Origin of the sequence: Fibrella rubiginis (genome assembly GCF_017353185.1) — a bacterium.
GTDB lineage: Bacteria > Bacteroidota > Bacteroidia > Cytophagales > Spirosomataceae > Fibrella > Fibrella rubiginis.
In genome coordinates, this window is the sequence record NZ_JAFMYV010000008.1 from 295,954 (window position 1) to 319,244 (window position 23,291).

Annotated in this window: 20 protein-coding genes, 1 tRNA gene and 1 rRNA gene; 9 read left to right on the forward strand and 13 right to left on the reverse strand. The window is 49.1% G+C overall.

Annotation, left to right across the window (positions count from 1 at the left end; translation table 11 throughout):
* Nucleotides 1–45: 45 nt before the first annotated feature.
* A complete protein-coding gene (locus tag J2I47_RS16885) occupies nt 46–507 on the reverse strand; it encodes a hypothetical protein (protein ID WP_229374699.1) in 462 nt (153 codons plus the stop codon).
* Nucleotides 508–610: 103 nt separating this feature from the next.
* On the opposite strand from J2I47_RS16885, the gene J2I47_RS16890 reads away from it, so the two are divergent.
* On the forward strand, nt 611–859 hold the full coding sequence (locus tag J2I47_RS16890) for a cytochrome b5 domain-containing protein (protein WP_207365793.1): 249 nt from the start codon (nt 611–613) through the stop codon (nt 857–859).
* A 20-nt stretch (nt 860–879) separates the two neighbouring features.
* Nucleotides 880–1,731 carry an N-acetylglucosamine kinase gene (locus J2I47_RS16895; protein ID WP_207365762.1) on the forward strand — a complete coding sequence of 284 codons (852 nt, stop codon included), beginning with the start codon at nt 880–882 and terminating at the stop codon, nt 1,729–1,731.
* Between the two features lie 2 nt (nt 1,732–1,733).
* Here J2I47_RS16895 and J2I47_RS16900 read toward each other — a convergent pair whose 3' ends face one another.
* On the reverse strand, nt 1,734–5,351 hold the full coding sequence (locus tag J2I47_RS16900) for a putative Ig domain-containing protein (protein ID WP_207365763.1): 3,618 nt from the start codon (nt 5,349–5,351) through the stop codon (nt 1,734–1,736).
* Nucleotides 5,352–6,304: 953 nt separating this feature from the next.
* Between J2I47_RS16900 and J2I47_RS16905 the strand changes: the two genes are divergently transcribed.
* The 6 genes from J2I47_RS16905 (at nt 6,305) to J2I47_RS16930 (ending at nt 12,553) form a co-directional block, all read left to right on the forward strand.
* The gene (locus J2I47_RS16905) at nt 6,305–7,105 is read left to right on the forward strand and encodes a glycosyltransferase (protein ID WP_207365764.1); all 801 of its coding nucleotides are present in this window, start codon (nt 6,305–6,307) and stop codon (nt 7,103–7,105) included.
* Between the two features lie 89 nt (nt 7,106–7,194).
* Nucleotides 7,195–8,268 carry a ferredoxin--NADP reductase gene (locus tag J2I47_RS16910; RefSeq protein WP_207365765.1) on the forward strand — a complete coding sequence of 358 codons (1,074 nt, stop codon included), beginning with the start codon at nt 7,195–7,197 and terminating at the stop codon, nt 8,266–8,268.
* Nucleotides 8,269–8,362: 94 nt separating this feature from the next.
* Nucleotides 8,363–9,067 carry a glycosyltransferase family 2 protein gene (locus tag J2I47_RS16915; RefSeq protein WP_207365766.1) on the forward strand — a complete coding sequence of 235 codons (705 nt, stop codon included), beginning with the start codon at nt 8,363–8,365 and terminating at the stop codon, nt 9,065–9,067.
* Nucleotides 9,068–9,136: 69 nt separating this feature from the next.
* Nucleotides 9,137–10,690 carry a cellulose synthase family protein gene (locus tag J2I47_RS16920; RefSeq protein WP_207365767.1) on the forward strand — a complete coding sequence of 518 codons (1,554 nt, stop codon included), beginning with the start codon at nt 9,137–9,139 and terminating at the stop codon, nt 10,688–10,690.
* Nucleotides 10,687–12,105: an MptA/MptB family glycosyltransferase gene (locus J2I47_RS16925; RefSeq protein WP_207365768.1), complete on the forward strand. Its 1,419-nt coding sequence runs from the start codon at nt 10,687–10,689 to the stop codon at nt 12,103–12,105. Before J2I47_RS16920 ends, J2I47_RS16925 begins: the two co-directional genes overlap by 4 nt.
* Nucleotides 12,080–12,553, forward strand: a complete 474-nt coding sequence (locus tag J2I47_RS16930; protein ID WP_207365769.1) for a flavin reductase family protein — start codon at nt 12,080–12,082, stop codon at nt 12,551–12,553. The genes J2I47_RS16925 and J2I47_RS16930 overlap by 26 nt, the downstream gene beginning before the upstream one ends.
* A 108-nt stretch (nt 12,554–12,661) precedes the next feature.
* On the opposite strand, the gene J2I47_RS16935 is transcribed toward J2I47_RS16930, so the two are convergent.
* The 10 genes from J2I47_RS16935 to J2I47_RS16980 form a co-directional block, all read right to left on the reverse strand.
* A complete protein-coding gene (locus tag J2I47_RS16935; RefSeq protein ID WP_207365770.1) occupies nt 12,662–14,191 on the reverse strand; it encodes a GH3 auxin-responsive promoter family protein in 1,530 nt (509 codons plus the stop codon).
* Between the two features lie 84 nt (nt 14,192–14,275).
* Nucleotides 14,276–15,181: a glycerophosphodiester phosphodiesterase family protein gene (locus J2I47_RS16940; RefSeq protein ID WP_207365771.1), complete on the reverse strand. Its 906-nt coding sequence runs from the start codon at nt 15,179–15,181 to the stop codon at nt 14,276–14,278.
* Nucleotides 15,182–15,264: 83 nt separating this feature from the next.
* Entirely contained in the window at nt 15,265–16,050 is a 786-nt protein-coding gene (gene trpA, locus J2I47_RS16945) for a tryptophan synthase subunit alpha (protein ID WP_207365772.1), read from the reverse strand.
* A 1-nt stretch (nt 16,051) separates the two neighbouring features.
* Entirely contained in the window at nt 16,052–17,251 is a 1,200-nt protein-coding gene (gene trpB, locus J2I47_RS16950; RefSeq protein WP_207365773.1) for a tryptophan synthase subunit beta, read from the reverse strand.
* A 69-nt stretch (nt 17,252–17,320) separates the two neighbouring features.
* Nucleotides 17,321–17,965: a phosphoribosylanthranilate isomerase gene (locus J2I47_RS16955; protein WP_207365774.1), complete on the reverse strand. Its 645-nt coding sequence runs from the start codon at nt 17,963–17,965 to the stop codon at nt 17,321–17,323.
* Nucleotides 17,962–18,786, reverse strand: a complete 825-nt coding sequence (gene trpC, locus J2I47_RS16960; RefSeq protein WP_207365775.1) for an indole-3-glycerol phosphate synthase TrpC — start codon at nt 18,784–18,786, stop codon at nt 17,962–17,964. The genes J2I47_RS16955 and trpC overlap by 4 nt, the downstream gene beginning before the upstream one ends.
* Before the next feature lie 2 nt (nt 18,787–18,788).
* Complete coding sequence (trpD, locus tag J2I47_RS16965) at nt 18,789–19,778, reverse strand: anthranilate phosphoribosyltransferase (protein WP_207365776.1); 990 nt, start codon at nt 19,776–19,778, stop codon at nt 18,789–18,791.
* Nucleotides 19,775–20,341 (reverse strand): anthranilate synthase component II, encoded by a 567-nt coding sequence (locus J2I47_RS16970; RefSeq protein ID WP_207365777.1) that lies wholly within the window; start codon nt 20,339–20,341, stop codon nt 19,775–19,777. Before J2I47_RS16970 ends, trpD begins: the two co-directional genes overlap by 4 nt.
* 24 nt (nt 20,342–20,365) lie before the next feature.
* On the reverse strand, nt 20,366–21,805 hold the full coding sequence (locus J2I47_RS16975; RefSeq protein WP_207365778.1) for an anthranilate synthase component I family protein: 1,440 nt from the start codon (nt 21,803–21,805) through the stop codon (nt 20,366–20,368).
* A gap of 172 nt (nt 21,806–21,977) precedes the next feature.
* Nucleotides 21,978–22,051: transfer RNA gene (locus J2I47_RS16980), tRNA-Pro, on the reverse strand.
* Between the two features lie 114 nt (nt 22,052–22,165).
* On the opposite strand from J2I47_RS16980, the gene J2I47_RS16985 reads away from it, so the two are divergent.
* Nucleotides 22,166–22,984, forward strand: coding sequence for an Fpg/Nei family DNA glycosylase (locus J2I47_RS16985; RefSeq protein ID WP_207365779.1), 819 nt, complete (start codon nt 22,166–22,168; stop codon nt 22,982–22,984).
* A 67-nt stretch (nt 22,985–23,051) separates the two neighbouring features.
* Here J2I47_RS16985 and rrf read toward each other — a convergent pair.
* Nucleotides 23,052–23,162 (reverse strand): 5S ribosomal RNA (gene rrf / locus J2I47_RS16990).
* Nucleotides 23,163–23,291 lie beyond the last annotated feature (129 nt).

Here is a 23,291-nt window from a genome sequence, read left to right on the forward strand (position 1 = left end):
CGCTTCGGTGATCCGAAACGGCCGGTTACGCGAATGATATAAGCCCTACGGGTTTTTAAGGGTATATGAATTGGTGCTGCCGCCTGTCTTAGGGTCGGCGGTGGTACGGGTTATCTTAAGCTCCGTATCGCTCACGCTGTCAATAGTAAAGGAGACGGTACCGTTTGATCCTGTTGGCTGAGGTGTTAATCCACTCAGCGTAATTGTTTTGTTATCACTTGACAACGCATACGTACCCGTAAATGTGTATGAAGTGCCACTGGCGTCGATGGTCGTCCAAGTTACGTTGGGTGGGCTAGATAGGTTAAGTATAAACTTCGAGTACCCTGGCGTTGGGTTCGAAGTAGCCCCGGCTGTGTACTTTGCCGTCCCGTTCTCAGTCACAATCTTAGGCGTCCAGCTCTTTTTAATAAGCTCAGACACAGGTGTTGCCGCTGGTCCTTTGCAACCAGCCAGCAGCGTCAATACGGTTAAGGAAAAAAGTAGGGCGTAATGTGTCTTTTTCATGTGCCAAATTTGCATTTACCTGCAAAGCTAAAGGTACTGGGTTTAGTGCAAAAATAGAATACAATAGGTTTCAAATTTTGTCGGATTGATTATTCGGACCAACATGGTTTCAGGCAAAGAGCAGTTACCCACCTACACCCGTTCGCAATTAGCTCTACGCAATGGTAACGACCGCGACGAGATATGGTGCGCTTACCAGGGCATTATCTACGATGTAAGTCCTTCACGTCTCTGGCGACAAGGCAAGCATTATGAGCATTGGGCCGGGCAAGATTTGACCAGTGAGTTATCCAACGCTCCACACACCGATAGGGTTTTTGATCGTTTTAAGGTCATTGGCAAACTGTTATGACTGCACTAACTACAATTTCCATGCCCATTATCTTACTGGCAGACAGTGGCTCGACAAAGACCGAATGGTGCTTGCTCAGGCCGGATCAGACACCACTCACCCTGCGTACTGATGGGATCAATCCTTATTTTCAAGCTACTGATCAGATTATAGCAACGTTGCACAATCAGCTCTTACCCGGTCTTAACGGGGTAGCGCCCAATGAGGTCTTTTTCTATGGAACGGGCTGCAATAGCCCGACAAGTAATACTAAGATGGCGCAAGCCATACAGAGTGCCTTACCACACACTCAATTCATTGATGTACAGAGTGATATGCTCGGGGCGGCCAGAGGGGCTGCTGGAGGTCAACCAGCTGTTGTGTGCATTTTGGGCACTGGCGCCAATGCCGCTACTTATGATGGCAAAGGGCTTACCAGTCCTAGTTACTCTTTAGGCTTTTGGTTAGGCGACGAAGGCAGCGGTGGTAACCTGGGCAAACGCCTGGTCACAGCTTTTTTACACAATCAATTGCCACACACGCTGGCAGAAGATTTCAGTCATCAATATGCCATTGATCGACTCACGGTGCTTGACCATGCTTATAACCAGCCTTATCCCAACCGCTACTTCGCACAGTTTACCCGGTTCCTGTCAGCACACCGAAACGATCCATTTGTGCAGCAACTGCTCCAACAATCATTTACCGAATTCCTGACGCTTTATGTGAAACGATTGCCTCAACCTGATAAGTACCCTGTTCATGTAGTAGGATCAATTGGCTTTTATTTTGAGGAAGAAGTTAAGCGGGTAATGACAGCACAGCACCTTACACCGGGTCAGTTCCTACAGACACCCATGTTAGGACTTGTACAGTACCACTCAGCAACGTGATTTTAGTTTGTTTGGTTGTCGCTTATACTACCAGGCTCGTTGACCTGAACTATATCAAAATGAATGACCGTAGACCCCAGCAAGTTACCTGTACCGTTTGGTCCTGTGTAGACTGAGATAGCCAACTGATACGATCCAATATCAGGTTTTAGGCCCTGACCTGTGGGATAGAGTTTATACGGAGCGCTGTTTGCATAAACGGTCCGACGAGCTTTGCCGGTGAGTTCCATCAACACACTGCCCGAAGTAGATTTAGGCACACATGAAAGGTTAATCAACGACGGAAGTTTGCGAATATCCAGCAAAGCGCCATCTACCAGTTCTTTGATTAATGTTCCTTTATCATCCAATAATGACGCCGTTGCGCTAAATCGGGGGGCTGCTCTCACGGTGATTCGAAACGTGTCGCTTACCGCCGCAGCACTGGGGTCGGTAGCTTTGGCAATTACACGACTAGAGCCAATCAATGCTGGTGTGCCCCGGAGTAACCGGCGAACGGGGTCATAAGTAAGACCCACTGGAGCACCCGTCACCGAAACAGTAAGTGCGTCGCCGTCAGGGTCGGAAAATGTGCTGGCGGGGATGGCCACCGTGGTAGCCTGACTAACAGTAATAGCCTGATCAACAATGGGGTTTGCAACAATCGGAGCGCGGTTAGGACGCACACAGGTGTTGGTGTAATTAAGGGTTAATTCCGTACCACTTTGCCGGGCTCGAACCTGCAACACACCACCATAACGCCGGTCGGCAGGCAAAACCAGTTCAGCCGTCTTACTCCAATTGGTCACACCCTCAAGGCGATATTCAATAAGTGAACCGTCACCGTCTACCGCTCGCATTGTTAGTCGCCCTGTCTCGCATTCCAAGGTTGGGGTCTGCATGGTCAGCGGTTTAACTACCGTAACGGTAAACTTGGTGCTCACGGTGGCCCCTTTATCATCGGTTGCGGTCGCAGTTACAGTCCATGTGCCGAGCACCGATGGTGTACCCGCTATTAGTCGATTGGTAGGATCGTAGTTCAGACCTGTTGGCAAACCTGACACAGTAATAGTTGCAACCTTACCATCAGGGTCAGAAAATGTATTTTCGGGAATAGTAAACGATGCCGTCTTACCTTGATTAACCACTTGGTTGACAATCGCGTTGCTCACAACGGGGGGCTTATTAGCGGCAGTGCAATCAGTGGTATAGCTGAGCGGCGATGTTTCTTTGCCCCCCTGTCGCGCCAAAATGGTAATTATCTTTCCACTGACATCATCGGCATTTAGTGTGTATAGATGCTCGCTACTCCAGTTGCCATTATCCAGCTTAAATTCAATAGCCGAGCCATCACCATCGGCAGTCTTTACATCAAGCTTTTGCGTACTACAATCCAGGCTAGGCGTGATTAATTTAAGCGGTTTGACATCCGACGAGATGGTAACCGTAAATGTAGTACTAACAGTAGCTCCCTTGTCGTCAGTGGCTATTACCGTGACGGTGGTGGTTCCGGTAAGTGGTGGATATCCTGTGATAAGCCGACTGGTAGGATCATAATTTAATCCTGATGGTAAATTATTGACGGCAATTGAGACGATCTTACCGTCGGGATCTGAGAACGTATTTTCAGGAATAATGTATGAAAATACCTTACTGACGACACCCGTTTGATTGACCAGTGAATTGCTTACCACTGGTGGCTGATTGTTGTTGGCTGGACAAGTGCTTGTATAATTTAAACTAATTTCAGCACCACTCTGCCGCGCTTTCAACACCAGAGCGGTATTTACCCGTTTATCAGCAGGTAATGTTTGCACGGCTTGCGATGTCCAATCGAATACGTTTTCTGCTTTAAATTCAACAGCACTTCCATCTCCGTCTGTAATCCGTAGTTCAAACTTACCTGTCCCACAATCTAGTATGGGATCGAGCAAGCGCAAAGGCGACGTGGCTCGTTGCACAATCAGTGAAAAATAGTCACTCACCGTAGCCCCTTTATCATCGGTAGCTGTTACAGTTAACTCTGCCGACCCAATCAACGAACCTGTTCCGCTAATCTGACGGCTATTAGCGTCATAACTAAACCCGATGGGTAATCCATTTACCCCTACAGATGCGATACGCCCATCTGCATCGGCAAAGGTGTTGTCTGGTATGGTGAACATAAATGGCTTTCCAACAAACGCCATTTGATTTGGTACTCTATTCTGCACAACAGGCGGCTGGTTTGAGCCGGAAACAGTCCGTAACAAATCTTCATCAATCACTAAGCGGACAGGCTTTCCATCGCTGCCTCGCATAGCATTCCAGGCACCGAATGTGCCAATTTCATAAATATTACTGCGCACTATATCTGATAACTTATACGTAACCGTACCCACGGGGGCGATTACAGATACCGGTTCACTTAATAGACGCAATTCGTTCATTTTATCCAGTGTCTGCCTAAATAATGGCTCATTAAAATCAACGAAAAAATTGGCGAAGATGAGTGCCTTAGCTCCATACTTGAACTCAGCACGCATCTGTCCAAATATGTCTGATGGGTTAACAGATTGGAAGGAGGCTCCGTCTACCTCGGCCATAATCCAGTCACCAGGTTTTACATTGCTGCGCAACAAATCCATAGAGAGTTGAGCAGAGAGCGCATCAGGGCCATCGTTTACTTTGATTCCGTCTGTTAATTCGGCTAGATTTTTAAAGGCAAGCGTGCTTCGATTACCCGCAATCAGATCAGATACAGCCCCATGTTGGTTAATTACCCGAACCGCTGGATTAACCCCTTTGATAGCCAAAGTTGTTTTGTCGACATAGTTTTTAAACTGCCCATGTCGGAACAGAAACCAATCTGTTCCAGCTGTATTTGCTGGAAACAAAGCCTCTGGACGAGTGGGTATAGGCGGACGAATATCAGTAACCGATTTGTAATTACTATTCCAGGCGCGATTTATATCACTTAAACCTCCTTTGTATTTTACTAACAACCATCGCTGAAAATCTGCAATCGTTAGGTCGCCAAAATCGTAAAATGTTTGGTAGGGATACCCTCCATCGACAGGATAGTTTTGCCCCCAGTATTCATTCTCCCACTGTGGATTGAAGGTTACAGACATGAACAGCAGATTACCCTGCTGCTGAAGGTATTGATACCGTTGTGTTATTGCCCGAATAAAATCCTGAGTTTTCGCCAGGGCTGGCTCATAGCCAAACCGAAAGTGAGTAAGACCATCAACATTCATGGCGGCACCCCTTGTGTCGCGCATACTCTGCTCATCAGGCCAAAATCCATCCTTATAGCGTTTACAGGTGTTAATCCGTAAAGCCACCTTAGCTCCACGTTGTAGAGCAAGATTGACAAAATAATCAATGTCTGACCAGTTTCCGGGACTGTCAGGCTTGGGAAATACTCTGTCCCAACTAATACCTATCTCTATTGCATTACACCCTTTATCAAATGAAAGCCGTGCAGTACGGGCTGATTGCGAATCATCGCGGCCATCTGGCGAGTAAACGACCATCATAGCGTATCGCTTACCATCGTCAGGAATGGTCTGACCACTCACGTCTACGCCAGCCGACAGATACAGTGCGGCTACCACAACTGATAGCAAAAACCCCTTAGCCTTTTTCAGAAAAATCATAAGTTACAGTTGGCGTGTAAACGGCGCAATTTGGACAAAACCGTGACGGGTCGAGAGGCTAAAACCGACCGATAACAGCAAGAATGGAAAGTAAGGATGATATTGAAAGGCAACATACAGTTCTGTTAGCAACATATACCGAACGGTTTGACATTACTCAGAACCTATCTGTACAGTAATCTACAGGTATGGTTAGCTACACTTAACGCAACGATCGAGGCTAATAGGCTCATGTCAAAAATCATGCAGAATAGTTATTAACTGGTCTGTAGACTGAGTAGTCTTCTTTGGTCACTGAACAAATATATCTTTTATGCCACAAACATCTCCACCAATGCGAGCAAATGGAAAGTCTGTTATTTGTCTGTTTGTTGCGACCTTTGCCAGGATGTGCAGCCAGCTTTATACTCAGAAGTTACAGCCGAACAAAAGTCCCGAACAATCAACCCCGGTTGTTATTTGTGTATCTGTACATGGCTTGAACGAACCCTCAAGAGGCATCCTGATTGACTCGCCTCCCCTTCTTTGTAGCGAGCGAGGTCTGGGGCAACTATGGTGCCAGATAACTATATCCCTTTTCGATTTTTAAAATTCTCTTCGGCTGGTCTTCTCCCAAATTTCGGAAAGACGGAGGCCATGTATTGTCATTCATGAAAATTCTATTTCTTACGCCAGTTGCCAACCGCTCAGGGTCCGTTACAACGTTGCTTAATTACATGCATTATGCCCCTGAAGGTACTTACCAGTATGCTATGTTTAGCCGTCGGCCCGGCCAACTTGACTTAACACCGTACAATTGTCCTCTGTACGTTAGCCAGCAGTCAGACCGATTTAGCTATCGTCTTTATGAGACAGTTTATCACAAGCTGTTTCGGGATGTACCCCACCTAAAAGACCTCCGCAACGCACATGAGGCAGAAAAGCCTGATTTGTGGTATATCAACACGATAGCCATGCCTGAGTATGCCCAGTTAGCTATTGAACTAGGTCAGCCCTATGTGTTGCACGTACACGAACTACCACAAGAGTATGATGAGCGTGGATATGATGAGTTCAAGGCTATGCTTAACGGTGCCAAATTGTTGCTGACAGCATCGCAAACGGTAGTTGATAACCTGCAGCATATGGGCTATCGGAACGTGGTGCTCATGCACGGCCTTATTAACGTAGAACAAATTAAGCCCACTCGTGAACGCGCTGAGGTACGTCGTGAAATGGGGTTTGCTGAAACGGACTTCGTGTGGCTGATGTCGGGGGCCTGGTCTAGTCGAAAGGGTTTTGATCTGATACCGGACATACTGCGTGAACTTCCTAAAGGCACGCTGTTTATCTGGATGGGCCCCGCTCGCAAAACGGGAATGACCTACTATGTAGAACAATACATCAAGACGCTTGATCTTAACGTTCGTTTTTTAACCGAGCAGTCAACAGACTACTTCAGCTACTTCAACGCCTGTGATGGGTTTTGCCTGACCTCGCGTGAAGACTCCTATCCCATTGTTATGCGAGAAGCCGCTGTACTGGGTAAGCCAATCGTTGGCTTTAACTCGGGTGGAATTAGTGAATTTCTCAGGCCAGGCATGGGCGAGATGGTACAGGGATTCTATCCTAAAGCCCTTGCTGAAGCAATGAAGCGGGTAATGTCGGGCGAAACCCCGATACACACAGCCACGTTACAGGCAGCCATCACAACGGCATCTCAGCAGGCTGAGGCAAAACGCTGGATTGAAACGTTAGAGAACGTGGTTAAGTAATAGTTAACAACTTTTCAATCGCCTTCTGACGACTTTAACAGGGCGGTTTTGCGTTTTAACAACGCGGCGGTTTTGTCGTTATTTAGTTTATGGCTACTCGATATTATTTGAAAGTAAAAGACGTCGTGCAGGAGACTCCCGACGCCATCACCGTCAATTTCTGGCACCCCATTAACGAAGTCATTCGGTATCAGCCTGGTCAGTTTCTGACATTTACGCTTGCCGTTAACAATACAACCGTTCGTCGTTCGTATTCGATGTCGTCATCACCACATGTCGACGCCTCGTTGTCAGTCACTGTAAAACGCCTGCCAGGTGGCCTGGTTTCCAACCATTTATGCGATTATCTGAAGGAAGGTGATGTGCTGGAAACGCTTGAACCATTGGGTACGTTTGTGCCAAAACTAGATCCGGCGGCGCAACAGCTTCATGTGCTCATTGGGGCGGGCAGTGGCATTACGCCGCTGTTTTCCATGCTCAAGTCGATTCTTCACGTTGAACCCAAAAGCCACGTTTGGCTGATCTATGGCAATCGGGACGAGACGTCAATCATTTATAAAGCCCACTTGGATGCTATGGCTGAGGTTTATAAGGATCGCCTCACTGTAACCCACGTGCTGAGCCAGCCGTCAGCCAAATGGACAGGTTTGAGCGGACGTATTAACCGGTCGACCCTGTTAAAATTGTTGGAACAGCATCCTATCCAGGCAATACAACGCGCTGATTACTACCTCTGCGGTCCCGACGGTTTGATGAACGAAGTACGGTCGGCGCTCAATCTGGTTGCCGTACCAAACGAGCGAATTCATAAGGAAAGTTTTCAGACTGTTACTACCCTTCAGGCGGTTGGTACGGTGGTTGACGATCAGCCCGCTTCTGCTGCAAACGGTAAACAGGATATTACGGTGCTCTATGAGGGTAATGAATATAAGTTTGCCGTAGCACCCCACCAGACTATTCTGGAAGCTGCGCTGGAACTAGACATCGATCTTCCCTACTCATGTCAGGCAGGTATGTGCACAGCTTGCCTCGGCAAATGCGTGTCGGGCAAGGTGTCACTTGATGAGGAAGACGGCCTTTCGGAATCAGAGATTAAGGCGGGCTATATTCTTACTTGTGTGGCTCACCCTTCTTCTGCTAATGTGGTCATTGAAATTGATTAATATTACTTGAACGCGCTGAGCCGGTGGAGGGTAATCCTTCATCGGCTTTTTTCGTATATGAGCAGGTACCTTTGCTATCCGATCAATTATTTATATGACCCCTGTTTCACGCAAGCCCATCATCGTTGTCATCATTCCTGCGTTCAACGAGGAGAATTCTGTTGGGAAAGTAGTTGGGGAAATACCAATGAATTGGGTAGACGAAGTAGTGGTGGTTAACAACAATTCCAATGACCAAACGGCTGTCCAGGCGGCTGTTGCGGGAGCCACTGTCCTCGATGAACCTGTGCAGGGATACGGCCGGGCCTGCCTGCGGGGCATAGCCTACGCTCAGAATCGCCAACAAAAGCCCGATATACTCGTTTTCCTTGATGCCGATTACTCTGATTACCCGGCAGAATTAGTGGAATTGATTAAACCCATTTTAACAAACACGGCAGACATGGTAATTGGATCGCGGGCGCTGGGTCAACGGCAATCGGGATCTATGACACCACAACAAGTGTTTGGTAATTGGCTGGCTACCTGGCTGATTCGGCTTTTCTACGGTGTTCGTTTTACCGATTTAGGGCCGTTTCGCGCCATCCGGTTCAACAGTCTGCTTGCCCTCGACATGCGCGATCAGACTTACGGCTGGACGGTAGAAATGCAGGTGAAAGCAGCCAAACAGCGGTTGCGCAGTGTGGAAGTGCCCGTTCGGTATCGTCGCCGGATAGGCCATTCCAAAATATCGGGTACGGTGAAAGGCACGATCCTGGCGGGATACAAAATCCTGACTACGATCTTTAAATACGCTTAGTTTGCCTCAATAAAATGACTAGTACGCGTATAGTCAATAAGTTACGAGACAGATTTGCTGTCTGATTGTATGGAATGGATTACGCTTTTCGTGTATTCGGCTACGCTGCTGCTTTTACTGACCTATAATTTGGGGCAGCTTAGCCTGATCGTCATCTACCTGCGGGCCGAACATAAACGACGCGCCAAGACGGTTGTGCCCGGTTCAGCAGAGTGGTATAGCCTACCGCCCGTGACGGTTCAGCTACCCATCTATAATGAGCGCTATGTGGTTGAACGGCTTATTGATGCCATTGCAGCTTTACACTATCCTGTCGATAAACTGGAAATTCAGGTACTAGACGACTCAACCGACGATTCTGTTGAGTTAAGTGCCCGGAAAGTGGCTGAATACCAGGCGCAGGGACTAAACATAAACCTTATCCGCCGTCCCGAACGCGTAGGGTTCAAAGCCGGGGCGCTGGCCTACGGACTTGACCGGTCTATGGGTGAGTTTGTGGCTATTTTTGATGCTGATTTTGTGCCGGATCCTGATTTCCTGCTCAAGACTGTTCCCCAGTTTGCCGACCCCGGTATTGGTATTGTGCAGACCCGCTGGACACATCTGAACGAAGATTACTCGTTACTGACGCAACTACAGGCCTTCGGGTTAAATGCACACTTCTTCATTGAACAAGGCGGACGTAATGCGGCTGACTTGTTCATGAATTTCAACGGCACGGCAGGCGTATGGCGTAAACAGGCTATTTATGATGCTGGTGGCTGGAGTAGCGATACCCTTACTGAAGACCTTGACCTCAGCTACCGGGCGCAGTTGAAAGGCTGGAAATTCATTTACCGCGAAGATATTGGCTCTCCTGCCGAACTGCCTGTGGCGATGGCTGCGCTAAAATCACAGCAATACCGCTGGATGAAGGGGGCCGCCGAATGTGCCCGCAAAATCATGCTCAACGTGTTGCGGGCACCAGGTGTACCTGTAGTAAACAAGCTTCATGCGTTTTTTCACCTCTTCAGCAGTTCTACGTTCCTGCTGGTATTTTTGCTTGCCATACTTAGCGTACCCGTTCTATACATCCGTAACAGCCACCCCGAATGGGCAACAGCCTATTATCTGATCAACTTTTTTCAATATAACCTCATCATTCTGTTGCTGTTCTACGGCATTCCATTTTGGTTGTCGAGCCGTGAAAGAGCCTCTGGCTTAGCTGGTTGGCGGTTTATTTGGTATTTTCCGGCTTATTCGTCGCTGATGATGGGCTTGTCTCTGCACAACACAATTGCTGTCATTGAGGGATACATTGGTCGGAAAACGCCGTTTGTGCGGACGCCAAAGTTCAATGTGGCTAACGGCTCAGATAGCTGGCGGGCCAACGTGTATGTGGCGCAGGGGCTACCCTGGCTTACGCTGCTGGAGGGGGCTATGATGCTCTATTTTATTGGCGGTATTGCGCTCGGCATATACCTGAACGACTATAGAATGCTGTTTTTCCATTGCATGCTCACGGCTGGCTTCGGGATGGTGTTCGTATATTCGCTCCTGCACACAGTGCGTCAATCGGCAGTTCGGCGGCCCACAACCGGCACGTTTGATGCTGACCGCCGCGCGGCTGGTGCGGTTGCATGACCTCCACTCCCACTCTGTTTCATGTATCGCTTACCCGCTGGGGATGGCTGATTTTATCGGCTTGTTTGTACTGGCTGTTGGGTTACAACACGAGCCGTCCACAGTTTTCAATGCTTATTGGGCTGTATCTTCTGCTGCTCTGGAGTTATAGCCTGCGCATCCGTCCGCTATTCAACAAGGCATTACCAAACCCAACCGATACAGTACATTACAAGACAGACCACTTCTTATTCAGCGCGGCGGTAGCGTTTCGTGTCTTACTGCTGGTGGCTATGCCCGCTCTATCGGAAGACTACGCTCGTTTCATTTGGGACGGCAGACTATTACTTGGAGGCATCAATCCATTCCAGTATCTACCTGTTGAACTGATGGCGGGTGGTGTAGCTCCTACCTTTTCGCCCGATCCTGTTCTTTACCAACTACTTAATTCGCCCAACTATTACACTGTTTATCCACCGCTGAATCAGGCAATGTTTGCCTTAGCGGCAGGGCTATCGCCCCATAGCCTGCTGGGCAGTGTGATCTGGCTTCGGGTTCCTATTCTATTGGCTGAGATCGGTTCGCTCCGGCTCATGAAACAGCTACTGAGCCGGGCCGGTCGTAACCCAAATCTAGCACTGCTCTACGAGCTGAATCCACTGGTAATCTTGGAACTAACGGGTAATGTGCATTTCGAAGCGGTCATGGTATTTTTTGTGCTGCTGGCCCTTTGGCTCTGGCAACAACATGGCGCTACTAACCGGGGGCAATTGCTATCGGCGGTGGCATTGGCACTGGCCATTTGTACCAAATTATTACCGCTACTGCTGCTGCCGGTGGTTGTGGCTCAGCTAGGCTGGCGGCGCGGACTTCGCTATGCCGCAATAACCGGCGGCTTCGCGATACTGCTTTTCCTACCCTTTTTCAACATCGACATGATTCGTAACATGCTGCAAAGCATCGATTTGTATTTCCGCATGTTTGAGTTCAACGCCAGTATTTATTATCTCATCAGAGCAGTTGGCTACTGGCTCGCGGGCTACAATGTGCTGAGTGCAATCGGGTTGTGGATTTCGGTTGTTACGACGGTTGCGCTGCTGACGATTGCTTTTTCCCGAAAACATCCATCTGCTGTTCGAGTGTTATGGATGCTGACGGGCTACTTCGCAATGGCCACAACAGTACACCCCTGGTATATTACGTCGTTGGTGGCTGTAGCGGTTTTTACCATAACCGACCGCTGGCAATTTCGGTATCCACTGCTATGGTCGGGTGTGGTTTGGTTATCGTATGCAGCTTACAGACAACTACCCGTCCGAGAAGACAACTTACTGATCATCATCGAGTACGGCTCCGTTCTGCTTATGCTCGTGCTCGATATGTACCGTTATAAATCTGCCCAGAAATCGTATGCCGAAGCGCCTGTTGAAGTATAAGAATTACGACGTTCATTCAATCACCACCGTGGCTGGCGAACGGCATAATGCCAACATCGCTACCTGGGTTATGCAGACGGTATTGGGTGGAAAAGGACTGGCCGTGGCTCTCTACAAGATCGACTATACGATTGAACTGGTCCGGGAAAGTGGTATCCTGAATGTGAATTTGCTGGCTCAGGACCAAACCAGTCTGATTCAGAAATTAGGTAGGCAGTCGGGACGCGATAAAGACAAGTTTGCTCGCCTTCCTTACGCTCTCGACGAACGCGGTTGCCCCTACCTCACCGAAGCCATTGGCTACGCCCAGTGCCGCGTTTTATCCAGCACCGACAGCGAAGACCACGAAATATTTAGTTGCGAAGTGATTAAGCAGGTTGTTCTGAACCCCGACAAAATTGTATTGACCAACAACTACCTGATCGAAAAGAAATTGGTAAGAGGATAATCCGATTTACGATGGACGAATGACGATGTACGATTTATGGCTGGCGCCAGAGCAAATCCTTGCGCCAGCCATAAATCGTACATCGTCATTCGTCCATCGTAAATCGGATTATTTCTCCGCCAGCAGATCGTCCAGGTAATCGCGGGAGTTGCTAAGACGGGGGACTTTGTGTTGGCCACCAGCTTTGCCGCGTTGCGCCATCCAGGCATAAAACGTGTTGGGGGGCACGCTGTGTACTACCGGGCGTACAAGAGCCATGTCGCCGTAGCGTTTGGCGTCATAATCAGAGTTGATACGGCGCAACGTTTCGTCAAGTACCTGAGTGAAGACTTCAATACTATGTGGCTCGCGGGCAAACTCAATCACCCATTCATGTCCACCCCGTTGAGGGCCACTTAGGCGGTCGTGACGCATGTAGATTGGTCCGGCGGTGTAGTCGGCAATAATGGCACCGGTGGCCGTACAGGCCTGTGTGATGGCCATTTCGGCATTCTCCACAATTACCTCTTCGCCAAAGGCATTGATAAATTGCTTGGTCCGCCCACTTACCCGAATTCGGTGCGGATATAATGACGTAAACCGTACGGTATCACCGATTTTGTAGCGCCAAAGGCCCGCATTTGTTGTAATAATAAGGGCATAGTTCCGATTCAACTCTACTTCTTCCAGCGTATACGATTTCGGATAAAAGCCATCTGCGTCTTCTACGGGCACAAATTCGTAGAAAATGCCATAGTCAGGCATGAGCATCATCTCGTTGGGCCGGGTCATGTCGTCCTGAATGGCGAAGTATCCCTCCGATGCATTGTACACTTCCTGAAAACCAACCTGACTGTCGGCAAAAATTTGCTGACTGAATAGGTCACGATACGGCTGAAAGGCCACCGCGCCGTGAACAAACACCTCAAAATTGGGCCAGACTTCCAGAATATTCGTTTTACCTGTTTGTGATAATATCTTCTGAATCAGCACCATTGTCCAGGTGGGTACGCCCAGAATGCTTGTCACGTTTTCCTGCGCCGTGATCTGCGCCATACGCTCCAGCTTGCTTTCCCACTCGTCCATCAGGGCTACATCGAGCAAAGGCGTGCGGATTACCTGACCCCAGACAGGCAAATTTTTCATGACGATAGCGCTGATATCGCCCGCCACACCCTGTTTGCCGTATGGATTTTCGTGCAAACTGCCCCCAATTGACAGACCTTTTCCGTCGAACACACGGGTGTTGGGTCGATTGGCAACGTAGAGGGCCATCATATCCTTGCCCCCTTTGATGTGGCAGTCGTCGAGGGCTTCCGGAGAAACAGGAATAAACTTGCTCCGGGCATTAGTGGTGCCCGACGACTTAGAAAACCAGTGTACTGGCGAAGGCCAAAGCACTTTGGTTTCACCCTTCATCATCCGCTCGATATACGGAAAGATGGCCTCATAGCCCGAAATAGGCACCTGCTTCTGGAAATCAGCCACCGACTGAATGTCTTTGTATCGGTGCTGCTTACCCCAAATAGTATTGCGCCCCTGCCGAACCAAACGCTTAAATACACGTGCCTGCGCGGCTCCGGGCTGGGCTTTCAGGGCCTCAATTCGGGGCAAACGGTGGCGAAGCAGCCAGGTCAGCGTGGTGTTTAACAGAGACATACGACGATGAGCGCGTGGGCAATGGATAGATAAACTTACACGAATGCAATGCTAAGTGCAAACCCACCCGACACAGCCTTGTTTTCAAAGACCTTTTGCCCGGTCGGGATAATCGGTGATCAATCCGTCGACGCCCATATCCAGCATCCGGCGCATGTCGGCGGGGGTGTTTATCGTCCATGGAATGACTTTGATGCCCTGTTGGTGTAGCTCGGTAACACTCTCGCGGCCAATGAGTTGGTAGTTAGGGCTGTATATAGCTGGCTTGAAACCCAGTTTACCCAGGTTATGCGCCACACCCCGGATATTTTCGACGAGCGCCGACAACCGCACCGTAAGCAATTTTTTGGCCTCAATTTGCCGATTCCATTCCTGCAGCACGGCAAAATCGAAACTCTGAATGACAATCCGCGACGGATCGAGTTTGGCCTTTGTCAGCACGGTATTAACCAGCTGACAGAACGGTGCAGGCTGTGGCTGACTCACATCATACTGATCGGCATCACTTTTCAGTTCAATATTATAGCCAAACGCGGGTAACTTATGTTCGGCTCGATAGGTCTCAGCGGCAGCAATGACGTCGCTCAGTAATGGCTTATATGTTTTCTGTTTTTGCTGCTCTGGGAAACGCGCATTACCGTTCGAGCCGGTATCATACTGTTTGATCTCAGCATAAGGCATTTTATACAGAATCAACGTTTTCTGCTCTGCCTTCGTCACGGGAGTGCCGTCGGGCCGGATACAAAATTCAGCATTCATATACGGCTCATGCGACACTACCACCTGCCCATCCTGACTAATCACCACATCCATCTCCAGCGTATTCACACCCAGCGACAGCGCTTTCAAAAAGGCGGGAATGGTGTTCTCCGGCATTAACCCCCGGCAACCCCGGTGACCTTCCAGATCGTACGACCGCGCAGTAGGTTGGGCAGCTAACGGTTTCACCATGAGCAGAATAGACAGAAACGAGAGGTAAAAGAGGGGCATATGAGCAGCATTTTGGCCGAACTCAAAGGTAGCAAAAAGACCCTATGGCCTCATTAACAAACCATTACGCATACCCAATGGCTCTACGCCCGAATGCTGTTGACAAACGACTGGATGCTACCGGCCGACGTTCCCTTTTCCTGTAGATGCCGTATGAATGCGGTGCCAACGAAAGCCCCGTTAGCAAATTGGCAAGCCGTTTCGAAAGTCTCCTGATTGTTAATGCCAAAGCCAATCAGGCGTGGATTGCGTAGGTTCATAGCCCGGACCCGCTCGAAATAGGCCAGCATAGTATCGCTGATACCCGATACCGACCCTGTAATACTCGCCGACGACACCATGTAAATAAACCCGTCAGATACTTCATCGATGAAACGGATGCGGGCGTCGGAAGTTTGGGGCGCAATCATGAAGATATTCAATATACCGTAGCGGTCGAAGATAGTCTTGTATTCGTCAACGAACAGATCAAACGGCAGGTCGGGCACAATGACGCCATCAACACCCACTTCCTGGCATTTCTGGCAAAACGCCTCAACTCCAAACTGCAACACTGGGTTTATGTATCCCATGAGCAAAATTGGCATGCTTATCTCCGTCCGGCAATCGGCCAACTGCTCAAACAGTGTTTTCAGGTTCATGCCGTTTTCGAGGGCCACACCGTTGCTCTGTTGAATCGTTTCCCCATCGGCCACCGGATCAGAATAGGGCATCCCGATCTCGACAAAGTCAACGCCCGCCTGTTGCAAGCCCCGTAGCACGGTGCGCGTATCGGTCAATTGCGGATAGCCTGCCGTGAAATAGACGCTCAGAAGCCGTTCACTTTTTTGAGCAAAAAGGTCGGTAATGCGGTTTTGGGTGAGGGTCATGCTACAGGTATTTTGTGTACGTACTCAAATCTTTATCACCCCGCCCAGACAGGCAAACCACTACTACGTCGCTCTCGGTTAGCGACATGTAGTTCAGCGCAGCCAATGCGTGGGCGGTTTCGAGAGCAGGAATAATGCCTTCCTGCTTGCTTAGGTTAAATCCTGCTTTCAGGGCATCGTCGTCAGTGATGCTGTAGAATTCACCCCGTCCCGAATCGAACAGGTGCGCGTGGAGGGGGCCAATACCAGGGTAGTCTAATCCCGCCGAAATGGAATAAGGCTCGGTTACCTGACCGTCTTCAGTCTGCATCAAAATCGTACGCGAACCATGGAGTACGCCGGGCTTACCCAGAGCCGTGGTAGCTGCAGAATGGCCCGATTCAACCCCGTGACCAGCAGCTTCGGCGGCGATCAGGCGCACCGACGGTTCGTTGAGGTAGTGGTAAAAAGCGCCGGCAGCATTGCTGCCTCCGCCTACGCAGGCCACCACATAATCGGGGTTTTCGCGGCCTTCCTTTTCCAATAATTGCTTGCGCGTTTCGAGCGAAATAACGGCCTGAAACCGCGCCACCATATCGGGGTACGGATGCGGGCCCACCACCGAGCCAATGATATAGTGGGTGTCGACGGGGTTGTTGATCCAGTGGCGCATAGCCTCGTTGGTCGCGTCTTTCAGCGTCTGGCTACCCGACCGTGCTGGCCGAACTTCGGCGCCCAGCATTCGCATCCGGTCTACGTTGGGCTTCTGCCGCTCAATGTCGACAGACCCCATATAGATGATACATTCAAGGCCCATCAGGGCGCAAACCGTAGCCGTAGCCACGCCGTGTTGCCCCGCGCCGGTTTCGGCTACAATGCGTTTCTTACCCAGTCGTTGCGCCACCAGAATCTGGCCAATTGTATTGTTGATCTTGTGCGCACCGGTATGGCAAAGGTCTTCACGCTTCAGATAGATTGTAGCACCCACCTGTGCAGACAGTCGCTTCGCCAAAAATAATGGCGTTGGCCGGCCCACGTAGTCGGTTAGCAAATTTTGAAATTCGGCCTGAAACGATGGCTCGGCTATGATAGCCAGATAATTCTGCCGGAGTTCCTCGACGTTAGGATACAGCATTTCAGGAATAAACGCTCCACCAAAATGGCCATAAAAGCCTTTATTCGTTACCTCAAATGAGGTTTGTGGTTCAAGTGTCGTTTGCATAACAGAAAGTATCAGTACAGTATTTCTTATACTATTTTACCGGGGTTCGTGCCGAACGCGAGGTGTAGCTCACGCTTCCTCTTCCTCTTCGACCGGACGCAAACGGGCAATTAATTCTTTCACCTTAGCCACGTCTTTCACACCCGGCGCGGTCTCAACCAGGCTGTTTACATCTACGCCATAAAGCTTCATGCCTTTCAGCTGATCTAGTTGATCGAGGTTGTCTAGGCCAATGCCGCCACTGATGAAGAACGGTTTTTCGTTATCGTAATTTTTCAGCACACCCCAGTCAAACGTGATGCCATTACCACCGGGTTGGTCACCTTTGGCATCGAACAGAAACAGGTCAGAAACGGCTTTGTAATTGTTCAGCATCGAAAAGTTGAAACTCCCGTCTACCCGAAACGCTTTAATCACATTGATACCCCGGTTCTGAATCGTACGGCAATAGTCGGGCGTTTCGTTGCCGTGGAGTTGCACGTACTGTAGTTCATATTTTTTCGCCATCCGTAACACATAATCCGGACTGGCATTGACAAATACGCCTACCTTCCGAATCGACTTCGGCAGTGCTTTTACTACTTCCTCATCCAAGGTATCGCCCACAAACCGCGGCGACTGATCGTAGAAGATAAAGCCGACAAAGTCGGGAGCCAGATCGGCCACTTGCATCAGATTGTCTGCGTCGCGCAGACCACATACTTTAATCTTCATACCGTTAAGTGAGAATGCTTACGTGTGACCAGGGGGTTGTATTCAGAAACCAAGGTCTGAAAAGCCCCAGCCGGATTAGTTGTTTTCATAAAAGCCTCACCAATTAAAAAAGCCTGATAACCAGCCTCGTGTAGCGTTGCCATTGTGGCAGCATCGTGCAAACCACTCTCGGTCACTTTCACAAACTGATCCGGTATCTGACTTACCAGCCGTATTGATGTGTCAATATTTGTGACAAAAGTTTTCAAATTTCGGTTGTTAACACCCACTAAATCAACTGTTTCGCATATAGAACGCTCCAGTTCATCAGCATCGTGTACTTCCAGCAGCACCTCCATTCCCAGGTCGTGCGCCTGTGCGCTCAACGCACGAACTTCGGCCGGGGTCAAACAGGCAGCAATTAGTAACACCAGGTCAGCCCCCCAGGCTTTGGCTTCCAGCAATTGGTAACCGTCGGCCACAAAGTCTTTACGTAAAATAGGTGTGTGAGGATTGGCCTGCCGGGCCGCCTGAAGATCAGCAGGAGTTCCGCCAAAAAACGGTTCATCGGTCAGTACCGACAACACCGCCGCGCCTGCCTGCACATAACCCTGAGTTGTCTCAGCCACCGCAGCCTGATCATTGATCACTCCCTTCGATGGCGACCGGCGTTTGAATTCGGCAATGATACCCGTTGAGCCAAACGCTAAAATAGACGCCCGGGCGGAGTTTACCACCCGACTAAACAATGGTGATTCACGCAGCCTTTGATCCGGAACCGTCGCTTTTCGCTCGGCTACTTCCATCCGTTTCCGGGCCATGATCTGATCAAGGATATTCATTCTCAAGGTTTCATTAATTCGTCAAATGCTCCCTTTGCCCGGCCGCTCGCCAACGACTCACGAGCCATCGCCACGGCATCGGCATGGTTCGTTGCTTTGCCCGCCGTTAGCAGCGCCATAGCAGCATTAGCCAGCACGGCATGAGTTTGGGCAGGAGTAGCTTTGTTGTTCAGCACATTCAGGAAAATCCGAGCAGCATCGTCGGCGGTTTCGCCTCCCGATAGTGCTTCGGCCGTCACCGGCTCAAAACCCAAATCGGCGGGGGTCATCAGGTTCTCATTTTGGTTAGAAATGGCCTTGAATGAGCCCGTAAGTGATATTTCGTCATAACCATCCAGCGAATGCAGGACCATAAACCGCTTGTCTGTCTGTTGATAAAGGTACGCATAAAGGCGGGCCAATTCAAGGCTGAACACCCCTACCAACTGCTTCTTCGGTTGCGCCGGATTCACCATCGGCCCCAGTAGATTGAAGAACGTTTTTACGCCCAACTCCTTCCGGATTGGCCCCACGTTTTTCATCGCCGGATGAAACAGTGGCGCATGCAGAAAGCAGATTCCCGCCCGCTCGATTTTCCGTTCCAGCTCGCCCGTATCGCTCGTGAACCGGTAGCCTAACTTTTCCATCACGGTACTTGACCCCGTTAGTGATGACACACCGTGATTACCGTGCTTGGCAACCCGCTGTCCCGCACCCGCCACCACAAATGCTGAGAGTGTTGAAATATTGAACGTGTCTTTACCATCACCACCCGTGCCACAAACGTCCATAGCATCGTAGGCGGCCAGGTTAACGGGCAAACACAATTCCAGCATAGCATCGCGGAAGCCTTCCAGTTCCTCCACACGAATGCTTCGCATCATATATACGGTCATAAATGCAGCCACCTGGGCGGGGTTATATTCACCCCGGCCAATGCCAATAACCGCTTGCTTGGCTTCTTCTTTAGCCAGTGTTTTGTACTCAAACAGATGATTCAGGATTGCCTTCATGAGTTGACCCAGTTTTTCATTAGTTGAACGCCTCCCTCTGTCAGAATTGATTCGGGATGAAACTGTACACCGCGTACATCATAGCGAGTATGACGTAATCCCATCACGCGGCCTTGTTCATCTTCAGCGGTAATCAGTAATTCCGCGGGCATAGACTTGCGTACCACAGACCATGAATGGTATCGGCCAACGGTCAACGTGTTGGGTAAATCGCCAAAGAGCCTTTCCTCTGAATCGAGCACATATGCTTTGTGAGCTACACCGTGTAATACGTCGCCAAGGTTTTCGAGCGTAGCGCCAAAGACTTCACCAATAGCCTGGTGTCCCAGGCAAACACCCATGATTGACTTTGTAGGGCTGTACTCAGCAATAAGTGGTTTCAAAATGCCCGCTTCATCGGGAATACCCGGTCCCGGCGATAACAGAATTTTGTCATACTTGGCAACTTCTTCTACCGCCATCTTATCGTTTCTAACCACGTCGGGTCGGTGACCCAGTTCACGCAGAATGTAGACGAGATTGTACGTAAATGAGTCGTAATTATCTAAAACGAGAATGTTCATCTGTACTGTTTTTTTGAATCACCATCACAGCGATTGTGCTTGTTGAATTGCCGCCCGTAACGCACCCAGCTTATTATGAACTTCCTGCAACTCGCTATCCACCACCGACTTAGACACCACGCCTGCCCCCGCCTGATAATAGAGCGTGTTGTTGCGGCTCATGAATGTGCGAATCATGATAGCGTGGTTAAACTCCCCATCGAAGCCCATGTAGCCAATGCTGCCCGAATAAAATCCGCGGCTCTGGTTTTCATAGCGGTCAATCAATTGCATAGCCATGTGTTTGGGCGCGCCCGATAACGTGCCGGCCGGAAACGTCTCGGCAACAATCTGCAATGGATCAGCATCCGCGTTCAGGTCTCCTACCACCTTCGACACCAAATGAATCACGTGCGAATAGTACTGCACTTCCTTAAAGGTCTCTACATGCACCACATCGCAATTCCTGCTGAGATCATTTCGGGCCAGGTCGACCAGCATTACATGTTCTGCCGACTCTTTCGGATCATCATACAAGGCCTGGGCTAATTCGGCATCTTTAGCATCGTCGCCCGTTCGCCTGAACGTACCCGCAATGGGGTAAATGGTAGCTTTACCCTGCCTCACCACAATCTGCGATTCAGGTGACGAGCCAAACAGTTTGAAGTTGCCGTAGTCGAAGTAAAACAGATACGGTGATGGATTTAGTGATCGCAACGCTCGGTATACATTGAACTCATCACCTCTAAATGGTGTCTGGAAACGCCGCGATAACACAATCTGAAACACATCACCCCGCCGACAGTGGTTAATACCCTGCTGAATAACACCTCTAAATTCATCGTCGGTGAAGTTTGATGTTTCCTCTCCGGTCGTGGTAAATGAGTAGAGTGCAAAATTCCGGCTGGTAATGAACGCAGCAACCTCGTCGAGTTTGCTTTCAATTAAACTACCACCTTCCGGTACATACTGATGCTCGAACAAATAGAGCTCGTCTTTAAAATGGTTGATAGCTACCACATAGCGGTACACCTGAAAAACAGCCGCCGGAATCTGATTCTCGTCAGCGTTCTGTGCAGTGAGATGTATGTCTTCGAACCCTTCTACGGCCGCAAATCCGAAATAGCCAAATAGGCCATTCGTTACAAACGGAAAGCCACTTTTATCTGCCCTGAACCGACTCTTGAAATCACGTAGAGCAGGCATAATGGCACTGGCTGTGGTCGTCTCGTGCTGATCTGTCAGGCCTGGTAAGAGAATACTTAGAGTACCATTTTGATAGGTTAACCGAGCTACGGGATCGAACGCAATAAAGGAGTAGCTGTTATCATTGCCATGATAATCAGCGCTTTCCAGTAAAATACTGTTCGGATATTTATCACGAACGCGCAAATAAATGCTTACCGGCGTAATGATGTCAGCCAGCATTTTCCGATACACTGTGTGCACCGTATATGACTGATTTATACCAATGTCCTGTACCATACTTAATTGTGATTTAAAAAGCTTAATACGCAAAAAGGCTCACCGGGATGTCGGTGAGCCTTTTTTGTAGTACTGTTCTAAACAGACATAACGCGGCAACCTTCATCCCTTGCAGGAAAAGTGCCACCACCATGCGTTGTTTACGATCTGAGTCATTGTCTTTGGTTCTGTGTCGGGGTGGCGGGATTCGAACCCACGACCTCTACGTCCCGAACGTAGCGCGCTACCAGGCTGCGCTACACCCCGTTTGCGTTGGCAAAAGTAACAGGATTTAGTTTGCAATGGTCGTCTGGTACAAATTTTTCGATACCGAACATTCAGGTTTTAGACGTGTTCATAATATACACAAGCTAGAGACTAATGCCCGAATTACCCGAAGTCGAGATCAGACGCCAGTATCTTGAAGCCACCTCGCTAAAGCAACCTATTACCAGCATTCAGGTAGAAGATACCAAACTTCTTACTACTGACTATATGTTGCTCCAGCAACAACTAGCTGATCGTCAGTTTATTTCCACTGAGCGAATTGGCAAAAACCTATTTATTTACACCGATAATCCAGCCATCATTTTGCGCATGCATTTTGGCATGACAGGGGATCTGGCATACTACCATAACAGCCTTGACCGCCCACGCCATGCTCGCATTGTTTTCGAGTTCGCCAGTGGTTTTAACCTAGGTTTTATATGCCCAAGAAAGTTTGAACGTGTCGGCTTGGTAGATTCTGTAACTGACTATGCCAAATCTAAGAAACTAGCGCCTGATGCTCTAAGCATCTCTTTCAATCAATTCATCACTAACCTCCATAAACGCAATTCGCCTATAAAACCGGTATTACTGGATCAAGCTGTTGTAGCGGGTCTGGGTAATTGGATTGTCGATGAAGTCCTTTTTCAAGCGAAAGTCCATCCAGAAAAACGAGCAAGCACGCTCAATGATGATGAGTTGATAGCTATCTATAATGCTATTGCTCTAGTGTTAACCACAGCCATCAAATTTGAAGCTAGATACCGCGATTTCCCACCAGATTTTCTTATTCACGTCCGCAAGTGGGATGATTCACCCTACGATGATGTAGAGGCGCTTAGCAAATGCCCACGTTGTGGTACCAAAATAAGTAGAACAGAAGTTGGTGGCCGCACCACTTTTTATTGCCCTAATGAGCAGATATTGTCTTAGCGTACCATGTGCTCACAGTCTAACAAAAAAAGAGCAGCCCTTACGAGTTGCTCTTTTTTAATAGCTGAGGTGGCGGCCGCCTACTCTCCCGGTCGTGACACCAGTACCATCGGCAGTGCGGGGCTTAACGGCTCTGTTCGGAATGGGAAAAGGTGTTCACCCGCCCGTTGCCACCAACCAATCAGTGTGTTTGAATCGACTAACTAACTAGGTCGATTAAATGATTATTCGTTTGTCCCATCGAGAAAAAAGCATTTTTGATAAAATCGTAGAATCATTAACCAGCGCTAATGTATAAGTAGATTAC